General features: G+C 64.7%; 15 protein-coding genes and 1 tRNA gene. 10 read left to right on the top strand and 6 right to left on the bottom strand.

Annotated features, from left to right (window positions below):
• Positions 1 to 34: 34 nt before the first annotated feature.
• From ACVWY0_RS03460 to ACVWY0_RS03480, 5 genes are all read left to right on the top strand, one after another.
• The gene (locus tag ACVWY0_RS03460) at positions 35 to 1411 is read left to right on the top strand and encodes a S8 family serine peptidase (RefSeq protein ID WP_485835440.1); all 1377 of its coding nucleotides are present in this window, start codon (positions 35 to 37) and stop codon (positions 1409 to 1411) included.
• A gap of 38 nt (positions 1412 to 1449) precedes the next feature.
• Positions 1450 to 2949: an NAD(P)/FAD-dependent oxidoreductase gene (locus tag ACVWY0_RS03465; RefSeq protein ID WP_485835441.1), complete on the top strand. Its 1500-nt coding sequence runs from the start codon at positions 1450 to 1452 to the stop codon at positions 2947 to 2949.
• A gap of 107 nt (positions 2950 to 3056) precedes the next feature.
• Complete coding sequence (locus ACVWY0_RS03470; RefSeq protein ID WP_485835442.1) at positions 3057 to 4001, top strand: N-acetyltransferase; 945 nt, start codon at positions 3057 to 3059, stop codon at positions 3999 to 4001.
• A gap of 20 nt (positions 4002 to 4021) precedes the next feature.
• A tRNA-Leu gene (locus tag ACVWY0_RS03475) sits at positions 4022 to 4095 on the top strand.
• Between the two features lie 223 nt (positions 4096 to 4318).
• Positions 4319 to 5671: an ABC transporter substrate-binding protein gene (locus ACVWY0_RS03480; RefSeq protein ID WP_485835443.1), complete on the top strand. Its 1353-nt coding sequence runs from the start codon at positions 4319 to 4321 to the stop codon at positions 5669 to 5671.
• 163 nt (positions 5672 to 5834) lie between these two features.
• Here ACVWY0_RS03480 and ACVWY0_RS03485 read toward each other — a convergent pair whose 3' ends face one another.
• From ACVWY0_RS03485 to ACVWY0_RS03500, 4 genes are read right to left on the bottom strand one after another with little or no spacing between them, the layout of a single operon-like run.
• A complete protein-coding gene (locus tag ACVWY0_RS03485) occupies positions 5835 to 6605 on the bottom strand; it encodes an ABC transporter ATP-binding protein (protein ID WP_485835444.1) in 771 nt (256 codons plus the stop codon).
• Positions 6602 to 7621: an ABC transporter ATP-binding protein gene (locus tag ACVWY0_RS03490; protein WP_485835445.1), complete on the bottom strand. Its 1020-nt coding sequence runs from the start codon at positions 7619 to 7621 to the stop codon at positions 6602 to 6604. Before ACVWY0_RS03490 ends, ACVWY0_RS03485 begins: the two co-directional genes overlap by 4 nt.
• Positions 7618 to 8586, bottom strand: coding sequence for a branched-chain amino acid ABC transporter permease (locus tag ACVWY0_RS03495; protein WP_485835446.1), 969 nt, complete (start codon positions 8584 to 8586; stop codon positions 7618 to 7620). The genes ACVWY0_RS03490 and ACVWY0_RS03495 overlap by 4 nt, the downstream gene beginning before the upstream one ends.
• Before the next feature lie 9 nt (positions 8587 to 8595).
• Positions 8596 to 9879: a branched-chain amino acid ABC transporter permease gene (locus ACVWY0_RS03500; RefSeq protein ID WP_485835545.1), complete on the bottom strand. Its 1284-nt coding sequence runs from the start codon at positions 9877 to 9879 to the stop codon at positions 8596 to 8598.
• 386 nt (positions 9880 to 10265) lie between these two features.
• Between ACVWY0_RS03500 and ACVWY0_RS03505 the strand changes: the two genes are divergently transcribed.
• The gene (locus ACVWY0_RS03505) at positions 10266 to 11177 is read left to right on the top strand and encodes a Bax inhibitor-1/YccA family protein (protein ID WP_485835447.1); all 912 of its coding nucleotides are present in this window, start codon (positions 10266 to 10268) and stop codon (positions 11175 to 11177) included.
• A gap of 99 nt (positions 11178 to 11276) precedes the next feature.
• Here ACVWY0_RS03505 and galK read toward each other — a convergent pair whose 3' ends face one another.
• A complete protein-coding gene (gene galK / locus ACVWY0_RS03510) occupies positions 11277 to 12440 on the bottom strand; it encodes a galactokinase (protein ID WP_485835546.1) in 1164 nt (387 codons plus the stop codon).
• Between the two features lie 68 nt (positions 12441 to 12508).
• Positions 12509 to 13681, bottom strand: coding sequence for a galactose-1-phosphate uridylyltransferase (gene galT, locus ACVWY0_RS03515; RefSeq protein ID WP_485835448.1), 1173 nt, complete (start codon positions 13679 to 13681; stop codon positions 12509 to 12511).
• A gap of 153 nt (positions 13682 to 13834) precedes the next feature.
• Between galT and ACVWY0_RS03520 the strand changes: the two genes are divergently transcribed.
• Genes ACVWY0_RS03520 through ACVWY0_RS03535 form a run of 4 tightly spaced genes read left to right on the top strand, consistent with a single transcriptional unit; the run spans position 13835 to position 18061 of the window.
• Positions 13835 to 14794, top strand: a complete 960-nt coding sequence (locus ACVWY0_RS03520) for an aldose 1-epimerase family protein (protein WP_485835449.1) — start codon at positions 13835 to 13837, stop codon at positions 14792 to 14794.
• Positions 14795 to 14834: 40 nt separating this feature from the next.
• Complete coding sequence (locus ACVWY0_RS03525; RefSeq protein WP_485835450.1) at positions 14835 to 16148, top strand: AI-2E family transporter; 1314 nt, start codon at positions 14835 to 14837, stop codon at positions 16146 to 16148.
• A 48-nt stretch (positions 16149 to 16196) separates the two neighbouring features.
• Positions 16197 to 17435, top strand: coding sequence for a threonine ammonia-lyase (gene ilvA, locus ACVWY0_RS03530; protein WP_104060985.1), 1239 nt, complete (start codon positions 16197 to 16199; stop codon positions 17433 to 17435).
• Between the two features lie 8 nt (positions 17436 to 17443).
• Complete coding sequence (locus tag ACVWY0_RS03535) at positions 17444 to 18061, top strand: rhomboid family intramembrane serine protease (protein WP_485835451.1); 618 nt, start codon at positions 17444 to 17446, stop codon at positions 18059 to 18061.
• Positions 18062 to 18104 lie beyond the last annotated feature (43 nt).

Here is an 18104-nt window from a genome sequence, read left to right on the forward strand (position 1 = left end):
CGAGGCCATCAGCCAACCAAGCATGGGAACCCACATGACCAGAGCAACAACACGGTTCCGCCGGACCGCGTCAGCTCTCCTGGCGATGACCCTTGCAGGCGTCAGCCTGGCCGCCGGACTGACCCTGGCGCCCGCGGCGAGGGCAGACGCTGAGCGGGACAAAGAGTACTGGCTTGCCGAATCCGGAATTACGAAGGCCTGGGAGGTTTCCAAGGGCGCCGGTGTCAAGGTCGCGGTGATCGACAGCGGTGTGGATGCCCAGCACCCTGACCTGAAGGGGGCCGTTACCGGAGGCTTCGACGCGTCCGGGGCCGGCAGCCCGAACGGGCAGAAAAGCCTGGGGGTCAAGCCGGAACACGGGACCCTGGTAGCCACCATCCTGGCTGGCCGCGGCCACCAGCCGGCCGGCGCCACCGCTTCGCCCAGTCCCGGCCCCGCTGCCGCCGGCGGACCGGACGGCATGATTGGCGTGGCTCCTGAAGCTGAGATCCTGTCCGTGTCAACGTGGCTGGGATCGGCCAACCCCGCGGGCAAGAGCGATCAGGACCAGATCCCCGAAGCGGTCCGTTGGGCCGTGGACAACGGGGCCAAAGTCATTAACATTTCGCTGGGCAGCGCCACACCGCAGTGGCCCCAGAGCTGGGACGCTGCCTTCCTCTATGCCGAACAGAAGGATGTGGTGATCGTGGCCGCCGCCGGAAACCGGATAGGCGGCAACCTCCAGGTCGGCGCGCCCGCCACCATCCCTGGCGTCCTCACCGTCGCCGGCCTGGACCGCAAGGGCACAGCGAGCGTCGACTCGTCCTCCCAGGGGATCAGCATCGGTGTGGCGGCCCCGGCTGAAAACCTGCTGGGCGGGCTGCCGGGCGGCGGCTACGCAGAATGGGCGGGAACGTCCGGAGCTGCCCCGATCGTTGCCGGTGTGGCCGCACTCATCCGTTCCAAGTGGCCGGAGATGAGCGCCAAGCAGGTCATCAACCGGATCGTCAGCACGGCCAAGGACGCCGGTCCTGCCGGAAAAGACCCGCTGTACGGCTTTGGCGTGCTGAACGCCGAGGCCGCCCTGAAGGACTCCGTCCCCGAAGCCGCCGCCAACCCGCTCGGCTCCATCTCGGACTGGATCCGCGTCCACCGCCGCGGCAACCTTGGTGCGCCGGCACCGGTGCCCACCGACGAAGTGGCCAGTGCCGTTCCCACCCTGCCCGAGCCCACTGTGCCCGCGGCGGAGGCGCCCTCACAGCGTGACAGTGCCGTTGGCGCCGCCGTCGTGATCGGTTCAGTGATCCTCTTTGTGGTGATCATCGGGGCAGCAGTCCTCCAGCTGCGGCGGGCTGCCCGAAACCCCGGAGCGGCGCGCGAGGAACCCGATACCGGCGCGTTCCAAACCGTTGATTCCGGTGGCAAAACGTAGTTAGTGAAGATTTTCACAAACTGCTGTATCCTTAAATCATGGCAACCACCCCAGAGCTCCAGGACCGTCCCAGGGTACTCGTCGTCGGCGGCGGATACGTCGGCCTGTACGTAGCACTCAAACTGCAGAAGAAGATCGCGAATGCCGGTGGCATCGTCACCCTCGTGGATCCACTGCCCTACATGACTTACCAGCCCTTCCTGCCCGAAGTGGCCGGCGGCAACATCGAGGCCCGCCACGCAGTGGTCTCGCACCGCCAGCACCTGAAGCAGACTGAACTCATCCAGGGCAGCGTCACCTCGATCGACCACGCCAACCGCACCGCCGTCGTGGCGCCCGCGGACGGCGGAGAGCACATCGAGATCCCCTACTTCGACATCGTGGTGGCCGCAGGCGCCATCACCCGCACCTTCCCCATCAAGGGCCTGGCGGACAAGGGCATCGGCCTGAAGACCATCGAAGAGGCCGTGGCCCTTCGCAACAAGGTCCTGGAGCGCCTCGAAGCCGCGTCCACCATCGCGGACCCCGCCGCCCGCGCCAAGGCACTGACATTCGTGGTTGTCGGTGGCGGCTTCGCCGGCATCGAGTGCATCACCGAAATGGAAGACCTGGCCCGCGCCGCGGTCAAGAACAACCCCCGCATCCGCCAGGAAGAAGTACGCTTTGTCCTGGTTGAAGCCATGGGCCGCATCATGCCCGAGGTCACGGCACCGCAGGCCGAATGGGTTGTGGAGCACCTCCGCAGCCGCGGCATCGAGGTCCTGCTGAACACCTCCCTCGACAGCGCTGAGGGCTCCCTGAAGCTCATCAACCTCCCGGACAAGTCCCTCGCCCAGGAATTCGAAGCCGACACGCTCGTCTGGACTGCCGGCGTGCAGGCCAACCCGATGATCCGCTCCTCCGACTTCCCGCTGGAACCCCGCGGCCGCGTCCGCGTTCTGCCGGACCTCCGCATCGCCGGCGATGAAGGCATCATCGACAACGCCTGGGCCGCCGGCGACATCGCCGCCGTGCCGGACCTCACGGGCAGCGGCCTGCCGGACGGCACCTGCGTCCCGAACGCCCAGCACGCACTTCGCCAGGCCAAGCGCCTCGCCAAGAACCTGTGGGCTTCGCGCTGGGACAAGCCGCTGAAGGACTACAAGCACAAGAACCTGGGTGCTGTGGCTGGCTTCGGCGAGTGGAAGGGTGTTGCCAACATCAACATCCTGGGTCGCATCGGCCTTAAGGGCCCGCTCGCCTGGCTGGCACACCGCGGCTACCACGGCATGGCAATGCCCACCATGGAGCGCAAGGTCCGCGTCATCATGGGTTGGATCCTCGCGTTCTTTATGGGCCGCGACACCACCCAGCTGATCGACCTCGACAACCCGCGCGGCGCTTTCGTGGCCGCTGCCACACCGGCTCCCAAGCCGGCAGCGGCTGCTCCCGCCCCGGTGGCCAGCGCGCCGGAGGCATCCGCCGGAGCGGCAAAGCCCGGCTCCGCCGAGGCCGCCAGCGTGGACCCTAAGCAGTCGGTCACCGCGGACGCCAAGTAACACTGGCATCCTGACACAGCATTTGTAACGCCCGACGGCGGCTGCCCCCTTGAGGGGATAGCCGCCGTTTTGCGTTTCCCGCCGTGTGTCCCTTCTAGACTGTCAGCATGACTGGCGAAAAGAACCTCCAGACCCTGCTGGCAACACTGAAACCGGTCCTGCGGGAGGGGGAGTACGTCTACGTCCTGTGGCCGCATGGCAGGCCGCTCGCGCCCGGCATCGAAGCTGCCGTACGCGAGGCCGAGGGCCTGACGGTTGTCCTGCCGCGGGAAAGGGCAGACGGCCTGGGGCTGCACTACGACTTTGTGGCGGCCTGGATCACCCTCGAAGTGCACTCTGCGCTGGAGGCTGTTGGCCTGACCGCCGCCGTTGGGAAGGCCCTGACCGACGCCAGGATCAGCTGCAACGTGCTGGCCGGCTTCCACCACGACCACCTGCTGGTGCCGGTGGCGGACGCACCACGCGCCGTCGAAGCCCTAGCTGAGCTGTCAGCAGCCAGCCGGCACGTGCCGCGGCCCGAGCTGTTGCTCAGGTACGAGACGGCTGCGGACAGGGACAAGATCCTCGCGTTGACGGCCGAGGCGTTCGCGGTCTCCCCGGTCACGGGCCTGCCAGTAGACGGGGAGCCCGAGGAGGTGGACGTGCTCCGCCAGCTCTTCGAGTGCGAGGACTACCTGCCCGAGTTCAGCGTGGTGGCGGTGCTCGACGACGAGATAGTCGGCCATGTGATCAGCACGCGGGGCTGGGTGGGCGACTACGGGTTGCTGGGGCTCGGGCCCATCGGTGTGACACCACGGCTGCAGCGCCATGGAATCGGCACTGCCCTCATGAACGACACCATTGCCCGGGCCAACGCGGCGGGGGAGGGCGGGATTGCGTTGCTGGGCAGCACCGAATACTACCCGCGCTTCGGCTTTGTCCCGGCTGCGTCCTTCGGCGTCCTCCCGCCCGACGCAGCCTGGGGGGACCACTTCCAGCTGCTCCCGCTGGCCGTCTGGCCCGGCGGGGTCCACGGGACGTTCCGGTACGCCGGACCGCTTGCGGGCGAATGACGGGATACCATTGACCGGGCGCCCCAGTAGCCCAATTGGCAGAGGCAGCGGACTTAAAATCCGCGTGTTGTGGGTTCGAGTCCCACCTGGGGTACAAGTGTCCTCCTGCGGCGCCCCTCCGCGCCCTCCAATGCATCCCGCGCGACTTCGAAACCGAGCATCGCCTCCGTTGATTCCGCATATGCAACGACTGTTATAAGGATGTGACCTCAGTCACTTATATCCACCGCAAATTTGCATTAGCTTGAAGTTAAATCAGGAACACCTGATCATCCGCGTCAAAGGCCGTTCGCACCTTTCGATCCAGGAGATTGTCAATGATTTCACTTTCCCCGGCGGCACCCCGTCTTGCCAAGCTCACAGCGCTTAGCGTCGGCGTCGCCTTTCTGGTTACAGCCTGTGGTGGTACCTCCACCCCGAGCTCGACGGAAACCAGTACCACCAAAGCAGCAGCCGGAATTTCCTGTCCGGCACCCGGCCCTGCCGGCGGAAGCACAGCTAAGCCGGGCGCCGGCGGCCCGGTTCCGGCGTCGACCACCACCACTGAAACCCCGCTCAAGCTTGGATCGCTCCTGCCGACAACCGGTTCGCTGGCGTTCCTTGGCCCGCCCGAAATCGCCGGTGTCAACCTTGGCATCAAGGAAGTCAATGACGCAGGCGGCGTACTTGGCAAGCCCGTTGAGGTGATCCACCGCGACTCCGGTGACACCAAGACCGATATCGCCACCCAGTCCACCACAGCGTTGCTTGGCTCAGGCGTCAGTGCGATTATCGGCGCCGCATCATCCGGCGTCTCGAAGACTGTCATCAACCAGATCACCGGTGCAGGCGTCATCCAGTTCTCGCCCGCGAACACGTCCCCGGACTTCACCGCGTGGGATGACAAGGGGCTTTACTGGCGCACGGCCCCGTCGGATGTGCTGCAGGGCAAGGTCCTGGGCAATTACATGGCGACCTGTGGCGCACAGACCGTGGGCATGATAGTCCTCAATGATGCCTACGGCACCGGCTTGGCGAAAAACGTCAAGGCGGCCTTTGAAGGTGCCGGCGGCAAGGTGGTTGCTGAAGAACTGTTCAACGAGGGTGACTCCCAGTTCAGCAGCCAGGTGGACAAGGTCATCGCAGCCAAGCCTGATGCCATTGCCCTGATCACGTTCGACCAGGCCAAGAGCATCGTTCCGCTGATGACGGGCAAGGGTGTTAAGGCAACTCAGATGTTCCTCGTGGACGGGAACACGTCAGACTACAGCAAGGACTTCCAGCCGGGCACGCTGAAGGGCGCGCAAGGCACCATCCCGGGCACGTTTGCCAAGGAGGACTTCAAGAAGAAGATGCTTGCGGTTGATCCGGCCCTGAAGGACTTCAGCTACGCAGGCGAGTCCTACGATGCCGTCAACCTGATTGCACTGGCCGCTGAGGCCGCCAAGAGCACCAAGGGCACGGAAATTGCCAAGCAGCTCAAGGCAGTCTCCGAGAGCGGCGAGAAATGCAACGACTACGCGTCATGCGTCACGCTGCTCCGCAACGGTAAGGACATCGATTACGACGGCCAGTCCGGTCCGGTGACCTTCTCCGATGCCGGCGACCCGACGGAAGCCTACATTGGCATCTACGAGTACCAGGACAACAACAACTACAAGCCGTCCAAGGAAGAATTCGGCAAGCTGTAAGCCGCTTCCCCAGACGCACAGAAGCCCCCGTCAGGTTCGGACGGGGGCTTCTGTGCGTGCGGGCGAGGCCAGGGCCCAGGGCGGCACGACAAGGGGCCGCCACCGGCTGGTGACGGCCCCCTTGTCGTATTCCGGGACGGGCGCCGGAGGTGGGAAGTCCGGTCTAGGCTTCGTCGGCCAGGGTTCCCAGGTAGAGCTGGATGACCTTGGGATCCTTCATGAGCTCCCGGCCGGTGCCCGTGTATGCGTCTTTGCCCTGGTCAAGCACGTAGGCGCGGTCGCAGATCTGCAGGCAGCGGCGCGCGTTCTGCTCCACCATGATGACCGATACGCCTGCCCGGTTGATCTCGTGGACCCGCAGGAATGTCTCATCCTGCTTGACGGGGGAGAGGCCTGCCGACGGCTCATCGAGCAGCAGGACGGCCGGCTCCATCATCAGGGCCCGTCCCATGGCCACCATTTGGCGTTCGCCACCGGATAGCGAGCCTGCCCGCTGGGCTCGGCGCTTGCCGAGCTCAGGGAAGAGGCTGGTGACGAAGTCGAACCGTTTGTCGAAGTCCTTGGGCCGCTGGAACATGCCCATCTGCATGTTCTCCTCGATAGTCAGCGTGGCGAACACGTTGTTGTTCTGCGGGACGAATCCCACGCCCTTGGAGACGAGCTTGTTGGCTTTCAGCCCGGTGATGTCCTGGCCGCGCACCACAACGGTGCCGGAATGGACTTTCACCAACCCGAACATGGCCTTCAACAGCGTGGACTTGCCCGCGCCGTTGGGGCCGATGATGCCGATCAGTTCGCCCTTGCGGGCTTCGATGCTGCAGCCGTTGAGGATGTTCACGCCAGGAAGATAGCCGGCCACAAGGTCGGTTACCTTAACTACGGAGTCGTGCGCTGCTGCGCTGCTTGCGGCGGGCGCCGCGCTGGTGGCACTCATTCGGTGTCCTTCTTCCTGGATCCGGGCTCGTCGGACTCCGCGGCGACGATCTCGAGGGCGATGATGCCGGCGTTTTCGGTGCCGACGATGGACTCCTCGTCGGCCACGAGTTCGGCCGCAAGTTCCTTGATTCCCTCGGCGTCGCCCAGGTCGACGTCGTGGTGCGCGCCCAGGTAGGCGTCGATCACTGCGGGGTTCTTCATTACTTCACCCGGCGGGCCTTCAGCAACAATCTTGCCTTCGGCCATCACCACCACCCAGTCGGCAATGTGGCGGACCATATTCATGTCGTGTTCAACGAACAACACGGTCATGCCTTCTGCTTTGAGGTTCTTGATGTGGTCCAGGAGTGACTGGGTGAGTGCCGGGTTGACACCTGCCATGGGCTCGTCCAGCATCACCAGCTTGGGCCGGACCATCAGGGAACGCGCCATTTCCAGCAGCTTGCGTTGTCCGCCGGACAAGGACGCCGCGTAATCGTCCTTTTTGGTGTCGAGCTTGAACTTCTCCAGCAGGACGTCTGCCTGAGCCGTTATCTCTTTCTCCCGGCCGCCCCACATGCCCTTGAACAGCGCCTTGGACAGCCGCTCACCGGGCTGCTCCGAACCGCCAAGACGCATGTTCTCCATGACCGTGAGCTTGCCCATGACCTTGGTGAGCTGGAACGTGCGCACCATGCCCATCCTGGCCACTTTGTACGGTGAGACGCCGGCCAGGCTGTTGCCTTCGAACTGCCATTTGCCGGAGTTCGGAGTATCGAATCCGGTGAGAAGGTTGAAGAGTGTGGTCTTGCCAGCACCATTGGGGCCGATCAGCGCCGTGATCTTGTGGCGCGGGATCTCAAGGTATTCGACGTCCACGGCGTTGATGCCGCCGAAGCTCCGCGTGACGTTCTCCGCCACCACGATGGGGTCCCGTTTCTTGCAGCCTGGAGCAGCCTCCCCGGCGGCGATCGGACGGTCGTCCGTCATATAATCGACGTTTTCCTCTGCAGAATTTTCGCTGTGCTTGCTCATGCGAACGCCAGCTCCTTCTTGTTGCCGAAGACGCCCTGGGGTCTGAAGATCATCAGCAGCATCAGCGCGACGCCGACCAGGATGAAGCGGAGCTGCCCGGCCTGGACTGTGTTCAGCCAGGTCACGGCACCGGATTCGATCAGGCCGAACAGAATGCCTTGTGTGAGTGACAGCACGACCCAGAAAATCATGGCGCCCACGACCGGTCCCAGCACAGTGGCGAGACCGCCGAGCAGCAGGGACGTGTAGAGGAAGAACGTCAGCTCGGTGCCGTAGTTCGCCGGCTGGACCGCGCCGCGGGGGAGGGTGAATATCATGCCCGCCAGGGCGCCGAGGACGCCACCGATGATCAAGGCCTGCATCTTGTACGCGTAGACGTTCTTGCCCAGCGAGCGGACGGCGTTCTCGTCTTCCCGGATGCCCTTGAGGACACGGCCCCAGGGGCTGCGCATCAGGAGCCACACGAGGGTGCAGCAGACGATCACAAGTCCCCAGCCGACAACGCGGATGAAGAAATCCCTGTTGTTCATGCCGAAGTAGGATCCTTCAGGGAAAGGGTTCATCGAGTAGAACCCGCCCTCGAACGCGGCCAGGCCGTTGGCTGAACCCGTCACGGATGTGAGCTGGTTGGTCGTGACGATATAGCGGACGATTTCCGCAGCGGCGATGGTGACAATTGCCAGGTAGTCTGCCCGGAGCCGGAGCGTTGGGATACCCAGCAATAAGGCGAAAATGGCCGAACAGATAATGGCGATGAGAAGTCCGACAAAAAACGGAACGCCGAAAGTGAGGGTGGAGATGGCAAAGCCGTAGGCTCCCACCGCCATGAAGCCGGCCTGGCCGAAGTTCAGCAGGCCCGAGTAGCCGAAGTGAACCGCGAGGCCGAGGGCGGCAAGTGCGTACGCCGCCGTCGTCGGGCTGAATAGCTCACCGGCAGCGCTGGAAATAATGAATCCGAAGTCCATGGCTGTCTCCTAACCCACACGCTCGCGACGGCCCAAAATGCCCTGAGGCCGGAACAAGAGGACAACAATCATGATGAACAGTGCTCCCACATACTTGAGGTCGGCAGCGAGGCCGAAAACGGTGGTCAGCTCTACGAAGATGCCGACGATGATGGACCCGATCAGGGCGCCGAAGACGGTGCCGAGGCCGCCCAGAGTCACGCCGGCGAAGATGAGCAGCAGGATCTGCGAACCCATGTCGAAGGTCACGCCCGGCCGGTAATAGGCCCAGAGGATTCCGCCGAGGGAGGCGAGCATGCCGCCGGTAACCCAGACGATCCGGATGACCGAGTCGACGTCGATGCCGGACGCGGCCGCCAACGCCGGGTTGTCGGCCACCGCGCGGGTGGCCTTGCCGAGCCGGGTCTTCAGCAGGATGATGCCGATCAGCGCGATCACGATAGCGCTGATGATGAGCGACCAGAGGTTATTGGGAGAGATGGAGACCGGACCCAGTTGGATCTCGGCGCTCTGGGCAAAGGGCAGTTGCTGCGTGGCGCCGCCAAAGTAGAACTGGATGACGTACCGGACGGCGAGGGCGAGTCCGATGCTGACGATCATCATGGGCACCAGGCCGGTGCCGCGGCGCCGCAGCGGCTTCCACAGGCCTGCGTCCTGGACGTAGCCGAACAAACCGCCGCCGAGCAGGGCCAGGAGGATCGCCAGCCAGAAGGGAAGGCCTGTTGCGTTGAACGTGAACACGAGCACTGCGCCCAGGGTGACCATTTCACCGTGCGCAAAGTTGGTCAGTCCCGTGGTTCCGAAGATCAGGGACAGCCCGACAGAGGCGAGTGCCAGCAGGAGCCCAAAGCTGAGTCCCGCCACAAGCCTGTTGAGCAGGTTCTGGCCAAAGTCCTGTTGCTGGACGACGATGCCTTCGCCGAAGGCGAAGATCACCGAGAGGTTGGAGGTCTGGCTGAACGTGACGCTGCGGGGATTTTCCTGGCCGTCCGCGAGCTTGATGCCCTCCGGCAGGGTTGATTCGTCCAGTTCGATTTCATAGGTGCCCTGGACCGGGACTCCAATGGTCCACGCTCCGTTGGCACCGGATTTTGCAGTCCCTTCGAAGTCACCGCTTTTGGCGGTGATGGTGACATCTGCGATCGGTGCGCGGGCATCATCCCGGAGGAAGCCGCTGATGTTGTTCTGGAACGTCTGATTCGACGGGGATGGTGTCGGAGACGGGGAAGTGGCCTGTGACGCCGGAGCGACGACGAGCAGGATTGCCACAATGGTGGCGGAGACTGCCCCCATCATTTTTAGCAATCCGCCGCGCCGTCTGTGCGGCAGGCCTCTGGATGTACTTCTCAAATTGAAAACCTCCACTTGGGGGGGTGGTCTGGGCTGCGCCTTTGCAGCCGCTGCGAACGAAACGGTGGCGGCACTCGTTCTGTGAGGTCCGTCACCGTGTGTGGCCTATGTTACAGCGGGTCAGGGCCAAAATTTGCCGTCGAATGCGGCCTTGCGGTCGCGATCGGATAACAACTGGGACCCGCAAGCGGGAAAGAGTCCAAAAGACGCAGGTCACAGTTGGGTTGCGGCCCGTTGGGGCGGGGAACTTTCAAAGGCGCCAGTGCGTGGGAATTGGTAACGTGGATCATAAGGTTCAGCACTTAACCCTTATATGGAGGACACCAGCAATGGCACTTGGCGGAAACCCGATCTTCAACGGAAAGAATTTCCGTGGAGCCACGCAGGGACCCCCTGTCCCGCAGGCGCCCTACGGACAGGCCCAGTATGGCCAGCAGCCCTACGGACAGCAGTCCTACGGCCGGGCTCCCGGCCAGGTCATGGATCCCCAGAATGGCTGGGGCCAGCAGCAGAACATGACCGATGAGCAGCTGCGCCAGATGTACAACCAGCCGGCCGCAGGTCCCGCGGACACCGGCCGGATGACGTACGACGACGTCATCGTCAAGACTGCTGCCTGCCTCGGAGTCCTGCTGGCCGGTGCCGCGGTGACCCTGTTCGTCAGCATGGGGCTGGCCAGCATCCTGATGATCGTCGGTGCGCTGGGCGGCTTCGTCCTGGCACTGGTCAACACGTTCAAGAAGCAGCCTTCGCCGGCCCTGATCCTGGCCTATGCCGGGCTCGAAGGCTTGTTCCTCGGCGGCCTCACCCGCGTGCTTGACCTGATGTATCCGGGAGTCGGCCTGCAGGCCGTCATCGGCACGCTGTCCGTGTTCACCGTGACGCTGCTCCTGTTCAAGAGCGGCAAGGTGCGCGCCTCTCCCAAAGCCATGAAGTTCTTTATGATCGCACTGGTGGGTTACGGCCTGTTCTCCGTGGTCAACCTGGTCATGATGATGACGGGTATGACGACGGAACCCTTCGGCCTGCGCAGCGGCATCATTGGTGTTGTCATCGGCATCCTGGCCATTGGCCTGGCCGCGTTTTCCCTGGTCATGGACTTCACCAGCATCGAAGCCGGTGTGCAGAGCGGCGCACCGCAGCGCTTCTCCTGGACCGCTGCCTTTGGCCTGACGGTCACCCTGGTCTGGCTCTACGTGGAGATCATCCGCGTCCTGGCCATCCTCCGCGGCGAGGACTGACAACAAACCCGGCGTCCGCCGTCGTAATCCCAATGCACGAAGAGGGCCCCACCGATGCATTTCGCATCAGGCGGGGCCCTCTTTTTGCGGGTACCCGCGCTAGGAAATGCGCATGGCTCCTGCTGCCGGGGTCACCGTGAAGATGTCAGGGGCCGCATAGCCGGCTTCTTCGAAGGCACGTACGACGGCGGCGCGCACCTGCTGTTCCGACGTCACCGGGGTGAGCGCGATGGCGGCCCCGCCGAAGCCGCCGCCGGTCATCCGGGCGCCGATGGCCCCGTTGGCACGGGAGGTGGCCACCGCCAGATCCAGCTCCGGGCAGGAGATTTCAAAGTCGTCCCGCATGGAAACGTGGCTGGCGTCCAGCAGGGCGCCGATGGAACCGGGGCCGGCACTGGCCAGCAGCTCCACGGTCTGCAGCACGCGGTCGTTTTCGGTCACGATATGGCGCACGCGCCGGTAGGTGACCTCGTCCAGGAGGCCGGCGGCTTCTTCCAGGTCCTCCAGCCGGACATCACGCAGGGCCTTGACGCCCAGGACCTCGGCGCCCAGTTCGCAGGACGCACGGCGGGAAGCGTAGCCTCCGTCGGCATGGGAGTGGGAGACGTTGGTATCGATCACCAGCATCACCAGCCCTGCAGGTTCTGCCTCGAAGGGAACCAGCTGAACGCTCTGGTCGCGGCAGTCCAGGAAGACCGCGTGCCCCTTGGATCCGCGCAGCGACGCTGACTGGTCCATGATGCCGGTGGGGGCGCCGACAAAGTCGTTCTCGGCGCGCTGAGTGGCGAGGACCATCTCCTCGGGTTCAAGCCCAGCTCCCGTCAGGTCATTCAGGGCTGAGATGACCGCGCATTCGATGGCGTGCGATGAGGACAGGCCGGCGCCCAGGGGAACGTTTGAATCGAGCAGCAGGTCCACCCCCGGAACGGTGATGCCCTGCTGCTGCAACGCCCACATCACACCGAGCGGATACTTCGTCCAGCCCTTGGCGGAAGCCGCGTCCAAAGAGCCGAGGTCGGCGGTGACCATGCCGTGGTCACCATAAGTGGACAGGAGCCGGACCGTAGAGTCCGCACGGACTGCGACAGCCACCCGGGCGGTCTTATCGATCGCGAACGGGAGCACAAAACCCTCGTTGTAGTCGGTGTGCTCGCCGATGAGGTTAACGCGTCCCGGTGCCTGCCAGACGCCGTCGGGAAGCCTGCCGAACTCCTGCCCAAAGCGGGCGGCCAGGTCCGCCGTGCCGGGCTGCGCTGTGTCCAGGTCCTCAGTGCCCGGTTCCGCCGGGTTGGTCAGAGGGGTCCGGGCAGTCAACGGGTCAGGGGAGGCGCTCACGCGTGTACTCCTTCAGGCAGGGCCCCCAGAGCAGCAGGGGCGGTTGTTGCAGGGACGGGGCTGGACTCCGGAACCACCACGGCCCGGAGCCGTTCCGCCACGCTCTCCGGGGTGGTGTCATTGATAAAGGCGCCCATGGCGGCTTCGGAGCCGGCCAGGAACTTGAGCTTGTCCGCTGCCCGGCGGGGCGACGTCAGCTGGAGGTGCAGGTAGCTGGCGGGGCGCAGGAGGTCGTCAAGAGGGGCCTGGTGCCAGGCGGAAATGTACGGCGTTGGCGTCGGATACAGGGCATCGAGCCGTTTGAGCAGGTCAAGGTAGACATGGGCCAGTTCATCCTTTTCCTCACCGCTCAAGGCGGCCAGGTCGGGTACCTGCCGGTGCGGCACCAGGTGGATTTCCAGCGGCCAGCGGGCAGCGAACGGCACGTAGGCGCTGAAATTCTCGCCCTCCATCACCATTCGGCTCCCGTCCTCGCGTTCCGCCCGCAGAAGCGAGCCTGTGAGCGTCTGCCGCCCGTCGGACCCATCATAGAACTTGCGTGCGGCCGCTCCGATGACCCCTGCCCGGGGCGTGAGGTAGGGGTACGCATAGATCTGGCCGTGCGGGTGGTGGAGGGTGACGCCGATGTCGGCCCCGCGGTTTTCGAACGGGAACACCTGCTTGATCCCCGGCAGTTTGCTGAGGACTTCGGTGCGGTGCGCCCACGCCTCAACTACAGTCCGGGCGCGGGCCTCACCCAGGCCACTGAACGATCCCGTGTGCTCGGGAGTGAACGCCACTACTTCGCAGCGTCCGTACGCGGGTCCGGTGGTGCCCCAGGCCGGAGTGGACGGCACTGGGCCCACGGCCGGGCCCAGCGACGGGAAGCGGTTTTCAAACACCACAACGTCGTAGTCGGGTGCTGGGATCTCGGAGGGGTTGTTCGGTGTGGTGGGGCAGATGGGGCACTGGTCGGCAGGCGGGAGGTGGGTGCGGGACTGCCGGTGCGCCGCGACGGCCACCCACTCGTCGGTGAGGGCATCGAAGCGTACTTCGCCAGGCTCGCCGCGCTCGGGCAAGGGCCGGTGATCGGTGGTGGTGGCCGCCGTGCGGGGCTTGGCAGTGGCGCCGTCGTCGAAATAGATCAGCTCCCGGCCATCGGCGAGCGTGGTGGTGGTGATACCTGTCATGGCGGGGGTCCTTTGCGTGCTGGTGCCGGCAGGTGCCGGGCGTCCGTTGCCTCGATCATCCCATATTTCGCTCAAAAAAGAATAGTTTCACACAAAAGAGAACATTTTTGCGGTGATGGCAGGCAGTCCTTTCCCCCTGTTACGGTGGGGCTCATGACTTCGAGCACAACCCCGGACGCGAGCATTCCCGCCGGATTCCAGACCTACGCCACCGGCCGGCAGTACGAACTCCGAAGGGGTGACGCGTTCGCAGTTGTGACTGAGTTGGCGGCCGGCCTGCGGCTCTACAGCCGTGCCGGTGTCCAGCTCACCGAGACCTATGGGGACGCCGAGATTTCCCCCGGCGCCGCCGGGATCACCCTCGCCCCCTGGGCAAACAGGGTGGAGGACGGGCTCTGGTACCTGGACGGTAAGAAGCAGCAACTGGACATCACGGAGGTTTCACGGAACAACGCCAGCCATGGACTGCTCCGCAACTCCGCCTACAGCTTGGTTGATGAATCGCAATATTCCGTGACCCTCGAGGCGACGGTCTTCCCGCAGCATGGCTACCCCTTCCTGGTGCGGCACCGTGTCCAGTACCTTCTCGGTGAGGACCGTGGCCTGGAAGTCCGCCAGACGCTGATCAACGATTCCAACACGTCAGCGCCGTTCGTCCTGGGCGCCCACCCTTACCTGCGGCTGGGCGACGCGGACGTGGACCACCTGACCCTGACCGTCGCCGCCGGCACCCGACTGGTGGCGGACCAGCGCCTGATTCCGCGGAGCTCGGAGCCCGTCAGCGGGGACAGTGACTTCCGCAGCGGCCAAACGGTGGGGGACCTTGAGATCGATGTCGCCCTCACTGACCTGACGTTCGACGGCGGTGCGGCCCGCCATGTGCTCAGCGCATCTGACGGCCGCAGTGTCACGTTGTGGCAGGACGAATCCTGCGGCTACGTCCACATCTTTGTGACAACTGAGCTGCCCGGCAGGCCCAGGGCGGTGGCCATCGAACCCATGACCGGTCCGGCCAACGCCTTCAACTCGGGTGACGGGCTGCGGTGGCTTTCGGCCGGGGAAACGTTCACGATGGCCTGGGGGATCGATGCTGTCCTGGGCGGGGCCGGGTAGCCGTTTCGCATAAGGGCCAGTGCTGAGGAAGTATTAGGCTATGACGCCAGCCGAGGACGCCACACCATCCGATTCAACGCCCACAGGCACAGTACCGGACACGGTCCGGCCGGTGGAAACTGCCCGCCCGGCGCGGGTGCGTGCGGACCGGGAGCTTGAGCAGGACATTCCCTATGGTATCCGGATCGCTGCGTCGTGGGCCTGGCGGCTTGGTCTCATCCTGTTGATGGCCAGCGCCCTGATTTGGCTGCTCAGCCGGATCAGCTTCCTGATTATCCCCGTTATGGTGGCCGCACTGCTGGCCGGGCTGCTGAGCCCGGTAGTGCGCTGGCTGCGGAGCAGGCGCCTGCCAAACGGCGCCGCGGTGGCCATCACGGTGCTGGGGTTCATCGGTGTGATTGCTGGCGCCCTTGCCTTGGTGGGACGCCAGCTGGCTTCAGGTTTCGGCGAATTGTGGTCCCAGGCGCTGACCGGCGTGAAGCAGATCCAGGACTGGCTGGCCGAAGGGCCCCTGCACCTCACCGCCGACCAGATCGACCAGTACCTCAAGGAAGCATCCGCCGCACTCCAGAACAACAGCAGCAGCATCCTCAGCGGTGCGTTGTCCTTCGGCAGCACCGCGGGCCACTTCGCCGCGGGAATGGTGCTGGCCCTGTTCATCCTGATCTTCTTCCTGCTCGAAGGCGACAGGATCTGGGCCTTCCTGGTCCGCCTCCTCCCGAAGAAAGCGCGTGCGGCAACGTTCGGTGCCGGACGCAAGGGCTGGGCTTCCATGGTCAGCTACGCACGGATCCAGATGTTTGTTGCGTTTGTTGACGCGGTAGGCATCGGCGCCGGCGCGGCCATCATCGGGGTGCCGCTGGCCCTGCCCCTGAGCGTGCTCGTGTTCATCGGTTCCTTTATCCCGGTAGTCGGTGCCCTGGTGACCGGGGCCATCGCCGTACTCCTGGCCCTGGTGGCCAACGGGCCGGTCAACGCCCTGATCATGCTGGCTATCGTCCTGCTGGTCCAGCAGCTGGAGAGCCACATCCTGCAACCCCTCGTGATGGGCAAGGCCGTGGCACTGCACCCGGTGGCGGTCATCCTCTCTGTGGCGGCGGGTTCGTACCTTGCGGGCATCCCCGGCGCGCTGTTCTCAGTCCCCATCCTCGCCGTAGCAAACTCCGCAATTCGCTACATCGCGGCCAGAACGTGGGAACATGAACAGGTGCTGGCAACCCCCGGAGGGCCGGTGACGCCAGGCCCGGACCATGATGACTCCATCAGGGACGTCCGGTTGCCAGGCTTCAAGCCCAAGCGCGGCGAGGACGCCGCAGCCAGCACAGAAGCAGCCAATCCGGACGCCCAGGCCTGAAACATGAGCCATGGCGCCGGAGCCGTATCCACCAAGGAGAATAAGTCCGTGAACACCCTTGAAACCCTTCCCGTCACGCTGGACGATGTCCTGGAGGCGCAGAAGCTGCTCGAGGGGATTATTATGCGGACCCCGGTGGAATCCTCACGGGCCCTGGGCGGGATGGTAGGCGGCGACGTCTTCTTCAAGTGCGAAAACCTGCAGCGGGCCGGATCGTTCAAGGTCCGCGGTGCGTATGTCCGCATGGCCAAGCTCTCGGCTGAGGATAAAAAACGCGGTGTTGTGGCCGCGTCAGCCGGCAACCACGCACAGGGCGTGGCCGTAGCCGCCAAAAGCCTGGGCATCAAGGCCCGCATCTACATGCCGCTGGGCGTAGCCCTCCCGAAACTGGCGGCCACCCGCAGCCACGGTGCGGAGGTGATCCTCCACGGCCACAACGTGGATGAGGCCCTCGCCGAGGCGCAGCGCTACGCCGACGAGTCCGGCATGGTCTTTGTGCACCCCTTCGACAATGTTGATGTGGTGTCCGGCCAGGGAACCATCGGCCTGGAAATTCTCGAGCAGATCCCCAACGTGGACACCATCCTGATGGGTGTGGGCGGCGGCGGGCTGCTGGCCGGCGTCGCTGTCGCCGTCAAGGCCCGGGCCAGGGAACTTGGGCGGGAAATCCGCATCATTGGTGTCCAGGCCGAAAACGCCGCGGCTTATCCACCGTCCCTCGCCGCCGACGCCCTGGTTCCGCTGAAGAAGGTGTCCACCATGGCTGACGGCATCGCCGTGGGCCGGCCCGGACAGCTGCCCTTCAGCATCATCCGTGAGCTCGTGGACGATGTTGTCACCGTCAGCGAGGATTCCCTGGCGCGGGCCCTGATCTTCCTGCTGGAACGGGCCAAGATGGTGGTGGAACCCGCGGGAGCGGTGGGGGTTGCCGCCTTGATGGACGGCAAGATCGAAAACCCCGGCACCACGGCCGTGATCCTGTCCGGCGGCAACATCGATCCGATGCTGATGCTCAAAGTCATCCAGCGGGGCCTGTCCGCCGCCGGGCGCTACATGACCGTCCGGATGATGCTGGATGACCGGCCCGGTTCGCTGGCCACCATCGCCCGCATCATCGCCGAAAACGATGCGAACGTCACGGGCCTGGACCACACCCGTGTTGGCGGGTCCATCAGCATGGGCGACGTTTCCATCACCGTGAACCTCGAAACCAAGGGCCACGAACATTGCGAGCAGGTCCTCGGCGCCCTTCGTGCCGAGGGTTTCCAGCCCATTGTGGTGCATTAGGAGCAGCCATGCTTGACGCGACGGGGGACGGAAAGCCGCGGAACCGGGAAACCACAGCCTCGCGGGCGAAAGGCGGACTGTTGGTGGCCGGCGGCTTTGTGGCCGTGCTCTTTGTGATCGAACTGATCAACATGCTGACCCTGCATGCCCTGAACCGGACTTTCGGGCTCCGGCCCCGGTCCGCGGACGGGCTTCTGGACATCCTGACGTTCCCGCTGCTGCACGCCAATCTGAACCACCTGCTGTCCAATGCCCTGCCCCTGATCGTTTTCGGCTTCCTGGTGTTCCTCTCCGGCGCGAGGGTGTTCCTGGCGGCCCTCGGGTTCAGCTGGCTGGGCTCCGGACTGACAGTGTGGCTGATTGGCGACGGCGGCATCACCGTTGGCGCCTCCGGCCTGGTTTTCGGATTGTTCGCCTTCCTCCTCGTGCGGGGTTTCTTCAACCACAGCTGGCGCCAGATTCTGCTCGCCGTGGTGCTGTTTATGGTCTACGGCGGCATCCTGCTGGGGGTGCTGCCCATCATGGGCAGCTACATCTCCTGGCAGGCGCACCTCGGCGGAGCGGCAGGCGGAGTTGTCGCTGCCCTATTGCTGCGCCCCAAGCACGCAAGAACGCCGGCCCCCTGACGGGGACCGGCGTTGGCCAGGCCTGGTTGGCCTGAAACGATCA

The organism is Arthrobacter sp. UYNi723, from assembly GCF_054057635.1.

Excerpts from the sequence above, each read along its gene's own strand:
- ACVWY0_RS03495 (WP_485835446.1), bottom strand. The coding sequence starts at position 8,586 with ATGGACTTCGGATTCATTATTTCCAGCGCTGCCGGTGAGCTATTCAGC.
- galT (WP_485835448.1), bottom strand. The coding sequence starts at position 13,681 with ATGACAGGTATCACCACCACCACGCTCGCCGATGGCCGGGAGCTGATC.
- ACVWY0_RS03485 (WP_485835444.1), bottom strand. The coding sequence starts at position 6,605 with ATGAGTGCCACCAGCGCGGCGCCCGCCGCAAGCAGCGCAGCAGCGCAC.
- ACVWY0_RS03470 (WP_485835442.1), top strand. The coding sequence starts at position 3,057 with ATGACTGGCGAAAAGAACCTCCAGACCCTGCTGGCAACACTGAAACCG.
- ACVWY0_RS03500 (WP_485835545.1), bottom strand. The coding sequence starts at position 9,879 with ATGGGGGCAGTCTCCGCCACCATTGTGGCAATCCTGCTCGTCGTCGCT.
- ACVWY0_RS03525 (WP_485835450.1), top strand. The coding sequence starts at position 14,835 with ATGACGCCAGCCGAGGACGCCACACCATCCGATTCAACGCCCACAGGC.
- ACVWY0_RS03465 (WP_485835441.1), top strand. The coding sequence starts at position 1,450 with ATGGCAACCACCCCAGAGCTCCAGGACCGTCCCAGGGTACTCGTCGTC.
- ACVWY0_RS03480 (WP_485835443.1), top strand. The coding sequence starts at position 4,319 with ATGATTTCACTTTCCCCGGCGGCACCCCGTCTTGCCAAGCTCACAGCG.
- ACVWY0_RS03505 (WP_485835447.1), top strand. The coding sequence starts at position 10,266 with ATGGCACTTGGCGGAAACCCGATCTTCAACGGAAAGAATTTCCGTGGA.
- ACVWY0_RS03520 (WP_485835449.1), top strand. The coding sequence starts at position 13,835 with ATGACTTCGAGCACAACCCCGGACGCGAGCATTCCCGCCGGATTCCAG.
- ACVWY0_RS03460 (WP_485835440.1), top strand. The coding sequence starts at position 35 with ATGACCAGAGCAACAACACGGTTCCGCCGGACCGCGTCAGCTCTCCTG.
- ACVWY0_RS03535 (WP_485835451.1), top strand. The coding sequence starts at position 17,444 with ATGCTTGACGCGACGGGGGACGGAAAGCCGCGGAACCGGGAAACCACA.
- ACVWY0_RS03490 (WP_485835445.1), bottom strand. The coding sequence starts at position 7,621 with ATGAGCAAGCACAGCGAAAATTCTGCAGAGGAAAACGTCGATTATATG.